Source organism: Halomonas binhaiensis, assembly GCF_008329985.2.
GTDB lineage: Bacteria > Pseudomonadota > Gammaproteobacteria > Pseudomonadales > Halomonadaceae > Halomonas > Halomonas binhaiensis.
This window is the reverse complement of sequence record NZ_CP038437.2, coordinates 4,746,972-4,763,473: the sequence shown is the minus strand read 5'-3', so window position 1 is coordinate 4,763,473 and position 16,502 is coordinate 4,746,972. Positions and strand designations below refer to the sequence as shown.

Sequence of the window (16,502 nt, the reverse complement as noted above, 5' to 3'; positions counted from 1 at the left end):
ACCATTTGTTCTTGAGTGAGAGCACTTGAGGGACCCTCATCTAGATCAGGGCACGCCGTATGTTCACCATCGATGATCTGTCCGACCGCCTCGGGGGCTACCTGCCCGCCGAAGAAATTAAGCAGGTCAGGCGTGCCTTTTACTATGCCGAGCAGGCCCATGATGGGCAGAAGCGCCGTTCTGGTGAGCCCTATGTGACTCACCCGCTGGCGGTTGCCAATATTCTGGCCAACATGCACATGGACCATCAGAGCCTGATGGCTGCCATGCTGCATGACGTCATCGAAGACACTGGAGTATCCAAGGAAGCGCTGGCTCAGCAGTTCGGTGAGCCCGTGGCAGAGCTGGTTGATGGCGTCTCGAAGCTGACTCAGATCACCTTCGAGGACAAGGCCGTCGCCCAGGCCGAAAACTTCCAGAAGATGGTGCTGGCGATGTCACGGGATATCCGCGTGATCATCGTCAAGCTTGCTGATCGCCTGCACAACATGCGCACGCTAGGGGCACTGCGTCCCGACAAGAAGCGCCGCATCGCCCGCGAGACCCTGGAGATCTATGCCCGGGTTGCCAGCCGCCTGGGCATCAACACCATCCGTGTCGAGCTTGAAGACCTGTCATTTCAGGCCATTCATCCGATGCGTGCCGAACGTATCAAGCGTGCGGTAGCCAGTGCTCGTGGCAATCGCCGTTCGGCCATTCGCCAAGTACAGAATGCAATCCAGTCTCGCCTGGATGAAGATGGGCTCAAGGGCACAGTCATCGGGCGTCAGAAGCATTTGCTATCGATCTATCGCAAGATGCGTGATCAACGCAAATCCTTTGCTGAAATCATGGATGTGTTCGGCTTTCGCATCATCGCTGATGACGTGGACAGCTGCTATCGCATCCTGGGGATGGTGCACAACCTGTACAAGCCGGTGCCAGGGCGTTTCAAGGACTACATCGCCATTCCCAAGGCCAACGGCTACCAGAGCCTGCATACCACGCTGTTTGGTGCCAGTGGCATGCCGATCGAAGTACAGATTCGTACGCGGGAAATGGAAGCCATGGCCAATAACGGCATTGCCGCGCATTGGCTGTACAAGGCTGGCCAGACTGACAAGCCCATCGCGGAAGGCAGCCGCGCCAGGGCCCGGCAGTGGGTCAAGGGCCTGCTCGAGATGCAGCGCCACGCCGGCGATTCCCTGGAGTTCATCGAGCACGTCAAGAACGACCTTTTCCCGGACGATATCTACGTGTTCACGCCAAAAGGCGACATCATGGAGCTGCCTCAGGGCGCAACCGTGGTCGACTTCGCCTATGCCGTGCATACCGAGATCGGCAATAGCTGTATTGCCTGTCGCATCGATCGGCATCTGGCACCCTTGTCATCTCGCCTGGAAAGCGGCCAGACTCTGGAAATCATCACTTCTCCGGGTGGCAAACCAAACCTTTCCTGGCTCAACTTCGTTGTCACGGCCAAGGCGCGCTCGGCCATTCGCCATGCCCTCAAGCACCGCCAGCATACAGAGGCGGTTCAACTGGGGCGGCGCCTGCTGACCAAGTCCCTGGCCGAGTTCGACATCAACTTCGAAGAGATAACCGAAGCCACCATGGACCAGCTGCTCAGCGAGCTGGATCTCAAGGACAGTGATACGCTGCTGGAAGCCATCGGTCTCGGTAACCGCGTCACTCATGTGATCGCACGGCACCTGGTCGAGCTACATCGCGGCGAAGCCATCGACGGTGACGCTGCCCATCCGGCAGTTCATGGGCCGATCACCATCAGCGGTACCGAAGGCCTGGTCATCAAATTTGCTCGCTGCTGCCACCCCTTGCCAGGCGACCCCGTAGTGGGCCACTTGTCAGTAGGCAAGGGGATTGTGGTGCATCGCGCCGAATGTCGTAATCTGCATGAGCTCAAGGGCGATCCCGAAAAGCTGTTCTCCTTGAGCTGGTCCGACGACATTGACGAAGATTTCCCTGTCGCCCTGCGCCTGGAAGTCGAGAGCCGCCGTGGTCTGGTAGCCGAATTGGCTGGCTTGATCACCGATGCCGATGCCAACATCGAAAGAATCGGTATCGAAGAGCGTGACGCGCGCCTGGCGATCGTCAATCTGACGCTCCTGGTTCGCGACCGCATTCATCTGGCCCGTATCATCAAGCGACTACGCAACTTGTCCCATATCGGCAAGATCACTCGATTAGGTAACTGATAAAACCACTGCCCCGGCTATCGCTGTGGCGATGGCCGGGGCGATGTTTTTTTCGCTGCCGACCTCCATCGGCATCCTTCAAGGAGCAAACAATGAGTAACAAGGCCATCATCAATACCGACAAGGCCCCTGCCGCCATCGGTCCTTACTCCCAGGCCGTGAAGGCCGGCAATACCGTGTACATGTCTGGCCAGATTCCTCTCGACCCCGCCACCATGGAAGTTGTTTCCGAGGACTTTGAAGCCCAGGCTCGCCAGGTCTTCGCCAACCTCAAGGCAGTCTGTGAAGAAGCAGCTGGTTCTCTGCAGGACATCGTCAAGCTCAACCTCTATCTGGTCGACCTGAGCCAGTTCGCCATCGTCAACAAGATAATGGAAGAGTACTTCCAGCAACCGTATCCGGCCCGCGCCGCTGTGGGTGTCCGCGAACTGCCGAAGGGCGTTCAGGTGGAAGCTGAAGCGGTCATGGTCATCGGCGACTGACTCTACCGCTGACAAGCGCTGGCTGCCGACGGTACTCGCGGCCCCCGCTGACCTGCATGTAAGCTTATCCCTGCATGCAGGTTTCGGTCAGTTGTGTTCCGACGGCAACCAGCCTTCTATTGATCCATCGCTGTCTGGGAATGGCTCGCGGCATCACGCCGCCGCCTTTGGCGCACAGGCCTTTGTCATATTCCTGGGTGTCGAGTATTTCCCATGCGACTGTTTCTGGCCCTGACACCACCACTCGCCTTTCGCCAGCGCCTGGGAGCATTGGCGGACAGACTGCAGGCTGAATTAGGCGGGCGCCGCATCCCGGACACCAACCTCCACCTGACCCTGGCATTTCTCGGCGAACAGGATAGCGAGACTTCAGAACGCCTCACCGCCTGGCTGCACAACCTGGAAGTCTTTCCCTCCAGCCTCGAGCTGGATCACCTGGGGCAGTTCACAAGACCTGGCATTGTCTGGATTGGCCCGCAGCACCCACCCGATACGCTGTTGGAGCTGCGGGCCGGGCTATCCAGAACGCTCAGCAGCATGGGCATAGCCCATCAGCCACACCGTCACTTCATGCCGCATATTTCTTTATTGCGCAAAGTGCATTCGCCAGTGCTGCAGGCCACCCATCTCCCCGAGGGTGGCCTGCGCTGGCATTACGATCAGGTACATCTGGTCCAGTCGACCCTGACAAGCACTGGTAGTCACTACCTGTGCCTGGCGTCTTCAACACTATCTCGCAGATAATCCTTCATCCCGCAGAGAGTCCTTCATCCCGCAGAGAGTCCTGCCACGAGCCGAGTCAATGTAGCAAGTGAATGTGTAATTCAGGCCCGCTCTGGTTTGAGAAAGCCGCCCTTCTTGAGCACCTGTGCATAGCCGTCGCGATAGTTGGGGTAACGAAAGCGATAACCGCTCTCGATCAACAGGCTGGAATCACAACGCTTGCTGGCCCGGCGCCGCAGCGGGGACTGGATGATCTCGGTGGTTTCGACCTTCAACTGCTTGGCCAGCCAGCTCATGACGTCATGCAATGGAGCAGGGTCGGAATCACTGGCCAGATACAGCGGCGCGACGCTTTCTTCATCGGCACTCTTGCGAATCAAGTGCGCCAATACGCCTGAACAGTCATCACGATGAATACGATTGGTGAACATGGTCGGGGAGGCAGGAGCGATACGCCCTTCACTGACCTGGCGAATCAAGCGATCACGTCCGGGGCCATAGATACCCGAAAAACGTACCACGGTACCCGGCAGAGAATGTTCCAGTAATGCCTGTTCGGCTTCTCGCATCAGAATCCCGGAGAAGCCACTGGGTTCAGCTGGACTCTCTTCGTCCACCACTTCGCCATCCTGTTGCGCATAGACGCTGGTTGAAGAGACGAAGAAAACACGGCGTGGTGGCGTCTTGTGCTTGGCCAACACGGCCAGCACTGCCTTGAGTCCATCTGGATAAGCCGCACGGTATGCCTCTTCCTCGAAATGATCGGCACTGACGACATAGACCACGAAGTCAGCAGAGGGTAGAGTTTCCAAGGCATCGGGATCATTGAGGTCCAGGCTCACACCCTCAATACCCGTATCCACAAGTCGTTCAGCATGACGACGCACGCCAATCACCCTGTGGCCCTGTTCGAGCAGTTCGCTTCCCAGCTTCGTGCCAATATCACCGCAGCCGAGAATCAGTGTCGTTGTCTTCACCTGTACCTCGTCCCCTTGATATAAAATCCCTATTAGAAAAGACGCCCCAACCCTAAAACTTGAGATTGCCCTGGCGCCACCATGACTCTAACAGAACTCCGCTATATCGTAACCTTGGCTCAGGAGCGCCATTTCGGGCGTGCCGCAGAGCGATGCTTTGTTTCCCAGCCAACTCTCTCCGTAGCAGTGAAAAAACTGGAGGAAGAGCTTGATGTCGCACTCTTCGAGCGCTCCAAGTCCACGGTACAGGTCACCCCTTTAGGCGAGAAAATCGTCGAACAGGCCCAGCGCGTGCTGGAACAAAGCAGCATCATCAAGGAACTGGCTACTGCCGGTCGAGACCAGCTGGCCAGCCCGTTGCGCATTGGTGCGATCTACACCATTGGTCCGTACCTGTTCCCGCACCTGGTTCCAGAACTGATCAAGAGTGCGCCCCAGATGCCTCTCTACATCGAAGAAAGTTTCACCGGTGTACTGCGCCAGAAGCTACGCACCGGCGAACTGGATGCCATCATCGTGGCTCTGCCATTCACCGAGACAGATGTCGTGACCAAGTCCCTTTACGATGAGGACTTCGAAGTGTTGATGCCGGCCGATCATCCCTGGGCCAAGCGTGATGTCATCGACAAGGAAAACCTGCTCGATGAGCGTCTACTGCTGCTGGGCGAAGGCCACTGCTTCCGCGACCAATTGCTCGAGGCCTGCCCGGCCATCAGCCGCAAGCTCAACAGTCCCGACTCGACCCTCACCGCTGAAGGTGGGTCGCTGGAGACCATTCGCCATATGGTCGCCTCGAAGCTCGGCATCACGGTACTCCCCAAGTCCGCTATCGGGACCAGCCACTACGAGGACGGCTTGCTGATCAGCCGGCCGTTCATCGACCCGCCAGGACGTACGGTTGCCATTGCCTGGCGTGCCAGCTTCCCGAGACCCAAGGCCATTGATGCCGTAACCGAAGCCATTGCCCGCTGCCGTGCAGCCGAGCCCAAGGCTGCCTGAAGTTTGAAACGCGACGCTTGAGACGCAATACCTGATACGCCATACAAGGACAGGAAGCATGCACAAGGAGTCCATGTGAGTAAACTGAGCAGCCCGGTCACGGCGCTGAAGGGGGTCGGAGAGGCCCTGGCCCTCAAACTTGCCCGGCTCAAGATAGCGAGCATTGCTGACCTGCTGTTCCACTTGCCGTTGCGCTATCAGGACCGCACTCGCATCACCCCCATTGCCACTTTGCGTAGTGGCCATGAAGCCGTCGTCGAAGGAGAGGTCGCCGCAGCCGAAGTGGTGCGCGGACGGCGGCGAAGCTTGCTGGTACGCCTGCGCGATGGTAGCGGCATTCTCAGCTTGAGGTTCTTTCACTTCTCTCCCGCCCAGCAGCAGCAGTTCCAACCTGGAGTACGGGTGCGCGCCTTTGGCGAGGCCCGCGCCGGGGCAACGGGGCTTGAAATCTATCATCCCGAGTATCGCCTGCTGGGTCACAACGAACCCCCGGTAGAAGACCACCTTACGCCCATCTACCCCACCACCGAAGGCCTCAACCAGGCGCGCCTGCGTGCCCTGATCGACCAGGCTATGGAAATTCTGGAATCGGCTCCCGATGCCTTGCCGGACCATATTCCTGAGCATCTGCGTCAGCGCTTTTCTCTGCCACCGCTGCTGGAATGCCTCAAAACGCTGCATCACCCACCACCGGACAGCGATGCCGAGGCTCTCAGTCAGGGCCTTCACCCAGCCTCTCGCCGACTGGCCATGGAAGAACTCCTTGCCCACCAGTTGAGCTTGAGAGAAGTGCGCCTGCGCATTCAGCATGATGGAGCGCCAGCACTCCCCAGCGGACGCAGTCTCAAGACCCGCTTTCTCGCTCAGTTGCCATTCTCGTTGACTACCGCTCAGCGTCGGGTACTTGATGAAATCGGCCAGGATCTGGCTCGTCCAGCGCCCATGCTGCGTCTGGTACAAGGCGATGTCGGCTCGGGAAAGACAGTGGTGGCAGCAATGGCAGCCTTGACCGCCATTGCCGGTGACTGCCAGGCAGCCTTGATGGCCCCTACGGAGTTGCTGGCAGAGCAGCACTATCGCACTTTCTGCAGCTGGTTCGAGCCGCTGGATATCGATGTGGCTTGGCTATCGGGCAAGCTCAAGGGCAAGGCACGCCTTGATACCAAGGCCGCCATCAGCGATGGCCGGGCACGAATGATCATCGGAACCCACGCCATCTTTCAGGATGATGTCAGCTTCCAGCGCCTCGGTTTGGCCATCATCGATGAACAACACCGTTTTGGCGTGCATCAGCGGCTATCGCTACGAGAAAAGGGTGAAGCTGGCGGCCTTACTCCACACCAACTGGTCATGACAGCCACCCCTATCCCGCGTACGCTCGCCATGAGTGCCTACGCGGACCTGGATGTCTCTGTCATCGATGAACTGCCCCCGGGGCGCACACCTGTCACTACCGCCGTGATCAGCGACGAACGTCGCCCAGAGGTCATCCGCCGAATTCGCGCGGCATGCGCCGAAGGTCGGCAAGCCTATTGGGTATGCACCCTGATCGAGGAATCCGAAGTACTGACCTGCCAGGCTGCCGAAGTCACCAGGGAGGATCTTGCCGAAGCTCTCCCAGAGCTATCCATCGGGCTTGTTCATGGGCGTATGAAAGCCAGCGAGAAAGCCGAGGCCATGGATGCCTTCAAGTCAGGGGAACTGGATCTTCTGGTCGCGACCACGGTGATCGAGGTCGGAGTGGACGTCCCCAATGCCAGCTTGATGATCATCGAAAACCCCGAGCGCCTCGGTCTGTCGCAATTGCATCAGTTACGTGGCCGAGTAGGGCGAGGAAGTACCGCAAGTTTCTGCGTATTGCTCTACCACCCCCCTCTATCACAGACATCGAGACAACGCCTGGCCGTCATGCGTGAAACCACCGACGGCTTTCGTATTGCCGAGCGCGACCTGGAGATTCGCGGGCCTGGTGAAGTACTGGGAACTCGTCAGACGGGGCTTGCCCAGATGAAGATTGCCGATCTCGAGCGTGATGCCGATCTACTACCACGTATCACGCCATTGGCCGATGCCTTGCTGGCATGGGACGCAAATGCCGGACAGCCATTGATTCGTCGTTGGCTGGGAGAAGAAGCGGGTCGTTATGGCCAGGTATAAGCTTCAAGCCACGAGCTGTAAGCTTCGAGCTTCGAGCTTCGAGCTTCGAGCAGATCGGTGCTGCACCATGGGACACGGACAAGAGCCAGGGTTTGAGGTGGGTTACAGCTTCTAGCTTCTAGCTTCTAGCTTCTAGCTTCTAGCAGTCAATGCTGCCTCATCGGACACAGACAAAAGCCAGGATTCGAGGTGGGTTACGACTCTTAGCTCGCGGCTCGTGGCTCGTGGCTCGTGGCTCGTAGCTCGTAGCTCGTAGCTCGTAGCTCGTAGCTCAAAGATGCTTGAGCAGGCGCTGCAACCGATCCAGATCCTTGGCATCACCCACCACACGCAGACGCCCATCAACCAGGGCATCGAGAAAAGCACGCTGAGTGGGGCGCTTGAGTAGTGCGACTGCGCTCTGGGCATCACGAAAACGCAGTTCCAGATCAAGGTCCACCGGAAGACCCGGCTTGCTGATCATCTCGTCCTGACTCATTCGATAGTGGCGGGCGATGGAAAGGTCCTCGGTAGCAATACCCCAATCCAGATCACCCATCTCTGCAAGCCGTTCACGGAAACGTGGTTTCTTTCGGTTAGCACGTTTCAGCATGACACCCAACAGCCACAGCATCAGTTTCAGCGTCATATCGCCTCGAAGTTCCGCTCACTATCCCAAGGTCACAATCCCAGAGGACACAATGCGCGGCCCGGTTTCCCGGGCCGCGATGTCACACGTCTCAGTAGCCGTGACTGTTACCAGCCGATAGCTTACTTCGCGACGGCGTCCTTAAGCCCCTTGCCAGGCTTGAAGGCAACAGTCTTGCTTGCAGGAATGGCCAGAGGCTGGCCGGTTTGCGGGTTCTTACCGGTGCGGGCGGCACGCTCGCGCACGGTGAAGGTGCCGAAGCCGATCAGCGCCACATCCTGGCCCTGTGCCACACTACCTGTGATCTCATCGAGAATCACGTTCAGCACTTGACTGGCCTTGTCCTTGGAAAGATCAGCACGCTCGGCAATCGCCGCAGCGAGTTCTGGCTTGCGCATACAGCCCTCCTGAGTTTGGCATCACCGGAAAAAATGTCACCGGTGTCATTCTTATACCTTCATATCCTTTATTAGATCCACCGTCCATTCATGCCACTGAGGCTTGATACGCAACTCAACGATAAAACATGACGGAAAAGTGGCACTTGCAACGACGCTACGTCCTGCGGTCCAGAGCCGAACGAAGGTGTTGACCCATCTAGCCTAGCAACGGCGGGGCTGAACGCGCCAGTTCGACTTTTCGACGAACACATCTACCAGTCAACGCAAAACCCTGAAGTTGGCCGCTTTCATCCTCGGCTAGCGCCGTCATATCTTCGCCGTCAGCTTCGATGCGCCACGTCACTTGCTCATGGATCGGAGGCAGCGATACCACTGGCAGCAACGGCGTCTTGACCAGCACGGGCCATGGGCCGTAGCGAACCTGGGTAGGGTTGCCAGTGAGCGTTGCCGCCAGCGCTTTTACCGAGGCCTGCAATGGCTGGACATACATGGCGTTGATCCCATCCACTGAAGCCACATCACCCAGTGCGTGGATATTTTCGACACTGGTGGCCAGGTAACGATTCACCCGAATGCCATCTGGACCAGCATCGATGCCTGCAGCTTCAGCCAGCTCAACGCGCGGTCGCAGCCCGGTGGCAATCAATACCAGATCAGCACCGATCCCTTCACCATCATCCAGGGTCAGATCGACATCCTCGCCCGCCGGGTGAATCGCTGTCACCAGACGGCCGTAATGCAGATGCATGCCAGCGCGCAGGAATGCCTGCCCCAGGGCCAGCCCCAGGGGTTCCGGCAACAGACGCGGCAGCAGGGCTCGTTCGGGACCGATCAGAGACACGCTGTGTCCACCAGCATGCAGGTCGTTGGCAAACTCACAGCCCACCAGGCCGAGTCCAATAATGGCAATTCGGGCCGGTCGACCCAGCGATTCAAGTGCCGCATGGAAGATACGATAATCATCCAGATCATTGATCGAGAATACTCGCCCCGCAAGTTGCTCCGACAACGAGAAGGGCGGTACAGGCACCGCTCCGGTGGCAATGACCAGATTCCCGTACGGCAGCCTCTCAGGCCCCAGCACCAGCTCATGGGCAGCACAATCAATGCTGTCCACTCGCGTACTGGAACGCACCACCACGCTCAGTTGATCGGCAAGTTCCAGGGCAGAGCGCGCCGCCAGCTTGTGGGGAGGCAAACGCTTGGCAAACCCCGTCGACAATAGCGGCTTGGAGTAGTCATCGGCGGAATCTGCACTGATCAAGGTGATAGGACGGCTGCTGTCCAGTGTACGTACCTGACGAGCAAGACCGATGCCAGCCATGCCGGTGCCGATGATGGTCAAGGGAGCTTGCATTGTGGTTCCTTCATGTCCTGATGGCGCTGAAGCCGAGATGTTACACTATGCCAACGCTGGGACAGCTGACAAACTGCACTCAGCCTCACACTGAATGGATCGTCCGCTGAGAGGACCGTCCTGTCGTATCGACCGCTTTACACTGGAATCCCCGAAGCTCCATGGCACAAGACCCGCACTGGCATCCCGTGTCCACCGCCCGTCCTAGAATGAGTGTGGCCTGGTGGCATTGGGTCGCCTCCCGTGATTCTCTGACTCACCGTCTGATCCAAGCCGCTGGCGAGCACCCCTTTCGTGTCCAGCTGCTCAATGAAGGCAGCGACCAGCCCTATCGCGACGAGTCCATGGCGCTTCTGCTCCCACCAGAGCGGCGCACCTGGGTGCGCGAAGTAGCACTGTGCGTCGACGATACTCCCTGGGTCGTGGCACGCTCGATCGCACCGCTGGGTTCACGCCATGCAGCACCATTTCGGAGCCTGGGCGAGACTTCGCTAGGCAGTTGGCTGTTTCGCCAGCCGGACCTGGAGCGTGGCCCCATCGAAATCAGCCATGCGCCACGTTCGATACAGGGACATACTGGCTTGTGGCAACGCCGCTCGGTATTTCGTCATTCAGGTTGGACGGTGCTGGTCCAGGAAGCTTTCCTGCCACAGATGGCCGAGGCCCTGGGACTACCCTGCTGAAGCATTGCCGAACTGGCAAAGCGTTCCCTGCCGCGCTAGTCTGGCCCAGCGCATTGTTATCAAACGTTCTTCTCAAGGAATCTCTCATCAAGTGTCTAGGCGGCCCCATCACGGCATCCTGGCCCGCTCGACGAGCTACTTCAGAGATTCCCTAGCGCTCTTTTCAAACATTGTCATCCCGTGCATCGTTTTTCGATGCACGGGATGACACTGAAACAATCTACGAGAAAGCCCGATGGACCGATCCCTGCTGCGCCCGACTGGACTGCTGACCCGTTTACCTGACTTCCTCGCCCTGATGCGCCTGGATCGTCCTATCGGTACCTGGTTGCTGATGTGGCCAACCCTGTGGGCACTATGGATCGCTGCCGAGGGTGTTCCGCCGCGTGACATCCTGCTGATTTTCGTGGCAGGGGTATATCTGATGCGTGCAGCAGGCTGCATCGTCAATGACTATGCGGACCGTAACTTCGATGGCCATGTCAAGCGCACCAGGAACCGTCCATTGGCTACCGGACGCATCAGTGAACGTGAAGCCAAGGTGCTGTTCGTCACTCTGTTGCTGGCCGCTTTTGTGCTGGTCTGGTTCACCAACGGTTTCACGGTCTGGCTATCATTGATCGGTGCCGCCCTGGCCGCCACCTATCCGTTCATGAAGCGCTACACCCATTTCCCCCAGGTCGTGTTGGGTGCGGCTTTTTCCTGGGGTATTCCCATGGCCTTCGGTGCGGTACAGGAAACGGTGCCCCCTGTGGCCTGGTGGTTGTTCTTTGCCTATGTGCTGTGGACCGTAGCCTATGACACTCAGTACGCCATGGTCGACCGCGACGATGATCTCAGAGTCGGCATCAAGTCCACTGCCGTATTGTTCGGCAAATACGACTGTCTGATCATTGGCCTGCTGCAGATTGCCACACTGGTGTTGTTGATCATCGCCGGGGGCCAGCTTGGCCTGGGAGGGTTCTACTGGCTTGGTCTGGCCGGTATGGCTGCCACTTTCATCCATCAGCAGCGCCTGATCCGCGATCGTGATCGCGACCGTTGTTTTCAGGCCTTCCTCAACAATCACTGGTCTGGCCTGATGGTCTTTGCAGGTGTCGCGCTCAGCCTCTATCCAGGGCTGTAAACGGAAAATATGGCTTCAAAAGGCCCTTTTTCTGGGATTTCTGCGCGTTTCACGCCAGACTGTAACGTGACTGTCATAAATACATGCTGTCATCTTCACCGTCCTGTCAAAAGTTCCAGATCACGAGGCCCCCAGGATGACTGCTAAAACCGTACTGATCGTCGACGATGAAGCGCCGATTCGCGAGATGATCGCGGTGGCCCTGGAAATGGCCGACTATCGCGTGATTGAGGCCAACAATGCCCAATCCGCCCATGCCATGATCGTCGACCATCAACCTGACCTGGTGTTGCTGGACTGGATGATGCCCGGTACCAGTGGCGTCGAGCTGGCACGCCGACTCAAGCGTGAGGAAACCACGGCGGAGCTTCCCATCATCATGCTCACCGCCAAGGGCGAAGAAGATAACAAGATCCAGGGACTGGAGTCCGGCGCGGATGATTACATCACCAAACCGTTCTCACCCCGTGAGCTGGTTGCGCGGCTGAAGGCCGTACTGCGTCGGGCAACGCCGCGTGGTGTCGAAGACCCCGTCGAAGTCGATGGCCTGATGCTGGACCCGGTCAGCCATCGGGTCAGCATTGATGGCAAGTCCCTGGAAATGGGCCCTACCGAATATCGCCTGCTACAGTTCTTCATGACACATCAGGAGCGTGCTTACACGCGCGGCCAGTTGCTCGACCAGGTATGGGGCGGGAATGTCTATGTGGAGGAACGTACTGTGGACGTGCATATCCGTCGCCTGCGCAAGGCACTCGGTGAGCCGCATCAGCAATTGATCCAGACGGTGCGTGGCACCGGCTATCGCTTCTCGGCCAAGGTCTGAAGGGCCCTGGCGTTGGCTAAGGTGCAGATCTGAAGTGGGACGCCTGTGGCGACGTGAGTTCTGGCGACTGGCTATTCTGGTCGCCGTCGGCGGCATTCTTGGCTGGCCGTTTTCTCTGTCGACCATTGGCATCATCCTGGGTCTGGTCATCGCCCTGATCTTCCATTTGCGTCAGCTGCATGCCATGTATGACTGGCTGACCCACCGCCCGCAGCAGGAGCCCCCAACGGCCAGCGGCGTCTGGGGTGAACTGTTCGATCGCCTTTACCGATATCAGAAAGGCCAGCGCATCACTCAGCGACGCCTGCGCTCCACGCTTCAGCGTATCCAGGAATCTTCAGAGGCCATGCGCGACAGCGTGGTCATGCTGGACCGTCATGGCGACCTGGAATGGTGGAACAGTGCTGCTGAGCGCATGCTGGGGCTCAAGGCTGCCCTGGATCGCGGCCAGCACATCACCAACCTGTTACGGGACCCGCGCTTCGTCAGCTACTTCAACGCCCGAGACTATCGTGAGCCTCTGTCGTTACCTTCCCCTATCGACGAGAACATGATGCTGCAGTTCCAGATCACCCTTTACGGTGATGATGAACGCCTGCTCATGGCCCGCGACATCACTCGGCTGCATCGCCTTGAACAGATTCGCCGGGATTTCGTGGCCAATGTATCCCATGAACTGCGTACTCCACTGACCGTATTGACCGGTTACCTGGAAACCTACAGCGATATGGCCGACATGTTGCCGCCTCGCCTGGGCCGAGGTATCGAACAAATGCAGGGCCAGACCCAGCGCATGCAGCATCTGGTCGAAGACCTGCTGCTGCTGTCCCGGCTGGAGAATGATCAAGGGGGTAGCGATCATGTGCACCTCGACCCCGCCTCTCTTCTGAGTGCAGTACAGCGTGATGCCCAGGCCCTGTCCAATGGCCGTCAGACCATCGAGGTCAGTATCGAGGATTCACACGGCCTGTGGGGCAGCGAGAAGGAAATCCACAGTGCCTTGTCCAATCTGGCCTTCAATGCCGTGCGCTATGCCGGTGATGATGCCCATATTCAATTGCGTTGGCGTAGTTGCCAGGGAGGAGCCTGTCTTGAGGTCGAAGATGATGGAGAAGGTATCGACCCACGCCATATCCCACGCCTGACCGAACGCTTCTATCGCGTCGACAAGGGCCGCAGCACTGCCACCGGTGGTACCGGCCTGGGCCTGGCCATCGTCAAGCATGTCTTGCTGCGCCACGAAGCTCGCCTGGATATCAGCTCCCAGCTTGGTGCTGGTGCCACCTTCCGCTGTGTGTTTCCGACCAAGCGGCTAGTGGACGAAGCCGCCAACGATGCTCACGTCAATCAAGCCTGATGCTGTCGATCAGACCTGCGAAAACACCCGACCATCAATGGCACAAAGACAAGAGAGGCTCCTGATTCAGGAGCCTTTCTTGTCTACTGCAGGAGGTATATCAGGATGTCTTGGTAAGGGCAGGCAGTTGCCGATAGTGCTGATCCCACATCAGTACTGCTGCCACTACGGCTCCCGGTATCAGGAACAGGTTGGCCAACGGAATCCAGGTAATCAGGGTCACCCAACCACCAAAGGTCATGCTTGGCCACCAACGAGTTGATAAGCGTTTGCGCATGTCAGCAAAGCTGACCTTGTTGTTATCCATGGGGTAATCAAGGTAGGTGATAGCCATCATCCAGGCACTGAACATGGCCCATAGTATGGGGGCCGACAGGTTGACCAGAGGAATCCAGCTGATGATGAACAGCACCAGCATGCGCGGCAGAATATATACCAGCTTGACCAGCTCGCGCCCCAGGGTATCAATCCCTGTCTTGAGCAGGCCGCGGTCGTCACTCGGTTCACGCCCAGTCAGCTCGACCTCAGCCTTGGCAGCCAGAAAGCCATAGAAGGGTGCAGCGATCAGATGGGTGACCAAGGTGAAGGAAAACAGCACGATCACCACCAGGCTGACCAGGAACAATGGCCAGATCAGCCATTCCAGCCAACTGAGCCAGTTAGGCACCATGGCCATCCAACCATCCAGCCAGCCTCCGAAATGAGTCAGCACATAGCTGAGAGTACCGATATAGACCAGTAGATTGATCAGTATCGGCAGAAACACGTAGCGGCGTAGACCATTACTGTAGACCGCACGTGTACCACGTCTCAGCGCGTCAAGCGCATTCAGCATGTCGCAATTCCTGTAATCGAGATTCCTGATGAATATGCCCCAATACCTGAATATGTCCCAATGCACAGGGCCACCTGTCGGTGGCCCTGAGGATCTTATCCAACCACTTGCGGGCGGGATAATTGACGCCGCTGATGACCTTCAGGTCAAGTCTTGGGGCTGTTGATCATGTCCTGGTCCAGGTCATCAGGATCGGTATGGCGAATATCCAGCCCCTTGACCAGGTAGATGACATATTCTGCCAGATTGTTGGCATGATCACCGATACGTTCCAATGCACGCAGTACCCACATGATCCCCAGAACAGGGGAAATCGAGCGTGCATCTTCCATCATGAACGTCATCAAGGAGCGCATCGCGCTCTGGTATTCAGAATCGACACGATCATCTTCCTGCATCACTTCCAGAGCAAGCTCAGTGTCAAAGCGAGCAAAAGATGTCAGAGAATCGCGCACCATGCGGCGCACATGCTCACTGATGTTGCGTACTTCGACGAACCCCTTGCTGCCACTGTTGGATTCCACCAGATCGATGGCATTTCGCGCGATCTTGCTGGCTTCGTCGCCGATCCGTTCAAGATCCGAAGCTGCGCGAATCACCGCCAATACCAGACGCAGGTCAGAAGCGGCCGGCTGACGACGGGCCAGTACACGAGTGCATTCATCATCGATCTTGATTTGCATGTCATTGACAGCACGGTCATTGTCGACCACTCGCTCGGCCAGCTCGGAGTCACCATCAAGCAAAGCGCTGACGGCATCCTGCACCTGCTTCTCGACAAGGCCTCCCATGGCCATCAGATGGGTCTTGAGCTCTTCAAGTTCGTGGTTGAACTGACGTGAGATATGCTGGCTATGGGTATCGCTGGTGATCTCCATGAGTCTCTCCTGACGGGGCGGTCAGCCGACCATGCGCCCGGTAATGTAGTTCTCTGTGCGCCTCAGGCGCGGATGCGTGAACAGCGTGTCAGTCGGGCCATACTCCACCAGTTCACCGTTGTGCAGATAAGCTGTGTAGTCAGAGACGCGTGCAGCCTGCTGCATGTTGTGGGTGACCAGGACCAGGGTCAGATGCGGCTTCAGTGTGTGGATCAGCTCTTCGATCTTCAGTGTTGAAATCGGGTCCAGAGCAGACGCTGGTTCATCCAGCAACAACACTTCCGGCTCTACTGCCAGAGTCCGGGCAATCACCAGACGTTGCTGCTGACCACCGGACAACGACCAGGCCGAAGCCCGCAGACGCCCCTTGACCTCATCCCACAAGGCTGCAGATTTCAGTGCCCATTCCACGACATCATCGATACGGCGCTTGCTCATCCTTCCCTGCAGACGCAAGCCAAAAGCGACATTCTCGTAGATCGACATGGGAAAAGGGTTCGGTGCCTGGAACACCATTCCGACCCGGCGACGCAACTCCGCCACCGAGACCCGGGGGTCATGAATATCGTGACCTTCCAGGTGGATACTGCCCTCGCGGGTAACATCCTCGTTAAGGTCATGGAGGCGGTTCAGCGAACGTAACAAGGTCGATTTGCCACAACCGGACGGACCAATGAATGCCGTCACCTTGTTGCGAGGTATACGCAGGGTCAGGTCCTTCAGGGCTGGTCTTCCGGCATATGACAAGGTCAGCCCCTGTATGTCCAGGCTGGCCTTTTCGCGGGAAAATTCCATGATCGCCCCGCGAACCGGGTGCTCCGGCGCTTCTTCATGAGAAGACGCTTGATGGACGGATGTGCTGTTGACCAATACCGACA

At 57.9% G+C, this 16,502-nt stretch carries 16 protein-coding genes; 9 read left to right on the top strand and 7 right to left on the bottom strand.

The window, feature by feature from the left end; genetic code table 11:
• Nucleotides 1-59: 59 nt before the first annotated feature.
• From E4T21_RS20780 to thpR, 3 genes are all read left to right on the top strand, one after another.
• Nucleotides 60-2,195, top strand: coding sequence for a RelA/SpoT family protein (locus E4T21_RS20780; protein WP_149286847.1), 2,136 nt, complete (start codon nucleotides 60-62; stop codon nucleotides 2,193-2,195).
• 92 nt (nucleotides 2,196-2,287) lie between these two features.
• Nucleotides 2,288-2,677 carry a RidA family protein gene (locus E4T21_RS20775; RefSeq protein WP_149286846.1) on the top strand — a complete coding sequence of 130 codons (390 nt, stop codon included), beginning with the start codon at nucleotides 2,288-2,290 and terminating at the stop codon, nucleotides 2,675-2,677.
• A 213-nt stretch (nucleotides 2,678-2,890) separates the two neighbouring features.
• The gene (gene thpR, locus E4T21_RS20770) at nucleotides 2,891-3,421 is read left to right on the top strand and encodes an RNA 2',3'-cyclic phosphodiesterase (RefSeq protein WP_149286845.1); all 531 of its coding nucleotides are present in this window, start codon (nucleotides 2,891-2,893) and stop codon (nucleotides 3,419-3,421) included.
• A gap of 80 nt (nucleotides 3,422-3,501) precedes the next feature.
• On the opposite strand, the gene E4T21_RS20765 is transcribed toward thpR, so the two are convergent.
• On the bottom strand, nucleotides 3,502-4,377 hold the full coding sequence (locus E4T21_RS20765; protein WP_149286844.1) for an SDR family oxidoreductase: 876 nt from the start codon (nucleotides 4,375-4,377) through the stop codon (nucleotides 3,502-3,504).
• 81 nt (nucleotides 4,378-4,458) lie between these two features.
• Between E4T21_RS20765 and E4T21_RS20760 the strand changes: the two genes are divergently transcribed.
• A complete protein-coding gene (locus E4T21_RS20760; protein ID WP_149286843.1) occupies nucleotides 4,459-5,376 on the top strand; it encodes a hydrogen peroxide-inducible genes activator in 918 nt (305 codons plus the stop codon).
• Nucleotides 5,377-5,403: 27 nt separating this feature from the next.
• Nucleotides 5,404-7,533 carry an ATP-dependent DNA helicase RecG gene (gene recG, locus E4T21_RS20755; RefSeq protein WP_149286842.1) on the top strand — a complete coding sequence of 710 codons (2,130 nt, stop codon included), beginning with the start codon at nucleotides 5,404-5,406 and terminating at the stop codon, nucleotides 7,531-7,533.
• Between the two features lie 271 nt (nucleotides 7,534-7,804).
• Here recG and E4T21_RS20750 read toward each other — a convergent pair whose 3' ends face one another.
• The 3 genes from E4T21_RS20750 to E4T21_RS20740 form a co-directional block, all read right to left on the bottom strand.
• On the bottom strand, nucleotides 7,805-8,161 hold the full coding sequence (locus E4T21_RS20750; protein ID WP_149286841.1) for a hypothetical protein: 357 nt from the start codon (nucleotides 8,159-8,161) through the stop codon (nucleotides 7,805-7,807).
• Nucleotides 8,162-8,283: 122 nt separating this feature from the next.
• Nucleotides 8,284-8,559: an HU family DNA-binding protein gene (locus tag E4T21_RS20745; RefSeq protein WP_149286840.1), complete on the bottom strand. Its 276-nt coding sequence runs from the start codon at nucleotides 8,557-8,559 to the stop codon at nucleotides 8,284-8,286.
• A gap of 199 nt (nucleotides 8,560-8,758) precedes the next feature.
• Nucleotides 8,759-9,919: an FAD-dependent oxidoreductase gene (locus E4T21_RS20740; protein ID WP_149286839.1), complete on the bottom strand. Its 1,161-nt coding sequence runs from the start codon at nucleotides 9,917-9,919 to the stop codon at nucleotides 8,759-8,761.
• A 161-nt stretch (nucleotides 9,920-10,080) separates the two neighbouring features.
• Between E4T21_RS20740 and E4T21_RS20735 the strand changes: the two genes are divergently transcribed.
• From E4T21_RS20735 to phoR, 4 genes are all read left to right on the top strand, one after another.
• The gene (locus E4T21_RS20735) at nucleotides 10,081-10,602 is read left to right on the top strand and encodes a chorismate--pyruvate lyase family protein (protein WP_240349235.1); all 522 of its coding nucleotides are present in this window, start codon (nucleotides 10,081-10,083) and stop codon (nucleotides 10,600-10,602) included.
• 235 nt (nucleotides 10,603-10,837) lie between these two features.
• Nucleotides 10,838-11,728, top strand: coding sequence for a 4-hydroxybenzoate octaprenyltransferase (gene ubiA, locus E4T21_RS20730; protein ID WP_149286838.1), 891 nt, complete (start codon nucleotides 10,838-10,840; stop codon nucleotides 11,726-11,728).
• A 136-nt stretch (nucleotides 11,729-11,864) separates the two neighbouring features.
• The gene (phoB, locus tag E4T21_RS20725) at nucleotides 11,865-12,554 is read left to right on the top strand and encodes a phosphate regulon transcriptional regulator PhoB (protein WP_149286837.1); all 690 of its coding nucleotides are present in this window, start codon (nucleotides 11,865-11,867) and stop codon (nucleotides 12,552-12,554) included.
• A gap of 34 nt (nucleotides 12,555-12,588) precedes the next feature.
• Nucleotides 12,589-13,911, top strand: coding sequence for a phosphate regulon sensor histidine kinase PhoR (gene phoR / locus E4T21_RS20720; RefSeq protein ID WP_149286836.1), 1,323 nt, complete (start codon nucleotides 12,589-12,591; stop codon nucleotides 13,909-13,911).
• Between the two features lie 100 nt (nucleotides 13,912-14,011).
• On the opposite strand, the gene cysZ is transcribed toward phoR, so the two are convergent.
• The 3 genes from cysZ to pstB all read right to left on the bottom strand — a co-directional run bounded on the left by cysZ (nucleotide 14,012) and on the right by pstB (nucleotide 16,419).
• Nucleotides 14,012-14,746, bottom strand: a complete 735-nt coding sequence (cysZ, locus tag E4T21_RS20715; protein WP_149286835.1) for a sulfate transporter CysZ — start codon at nucleotides 14,744-14,746, stop codon at nucleotides 14,012-14,014.
• Nucleotides 14,747-14,892: 146 nt separating this feature from the next.
• Nucleotides 14,893-15,624, bottom strand: a complete 732-nt coding sequence (gene phoU, locus E4T21_RS20710; RefSeq protein WP_149286834.1) for a phosphate signaling complex protein PhoU — start codon at nucleotides 15,622-15,624, stop codon at nucleotides 14,893-14,895.
• Nucleotides 15,625-15,645: 21 nt separating this feature from the next.
• A complete protein-coding gene (gene pstB / locus E4T21_RS20705; RefSeq protein ID WP_149287351.1) occupies nucleotides 15,646-16,419 on the bottom strand; it encodes a phosphate ABC transporter ATP-binding protein PstB in 774 nt (257 codons plus the stop codon).
• Nucleotides 16,420-16,502: the final 83 nt, after the last annotated feature.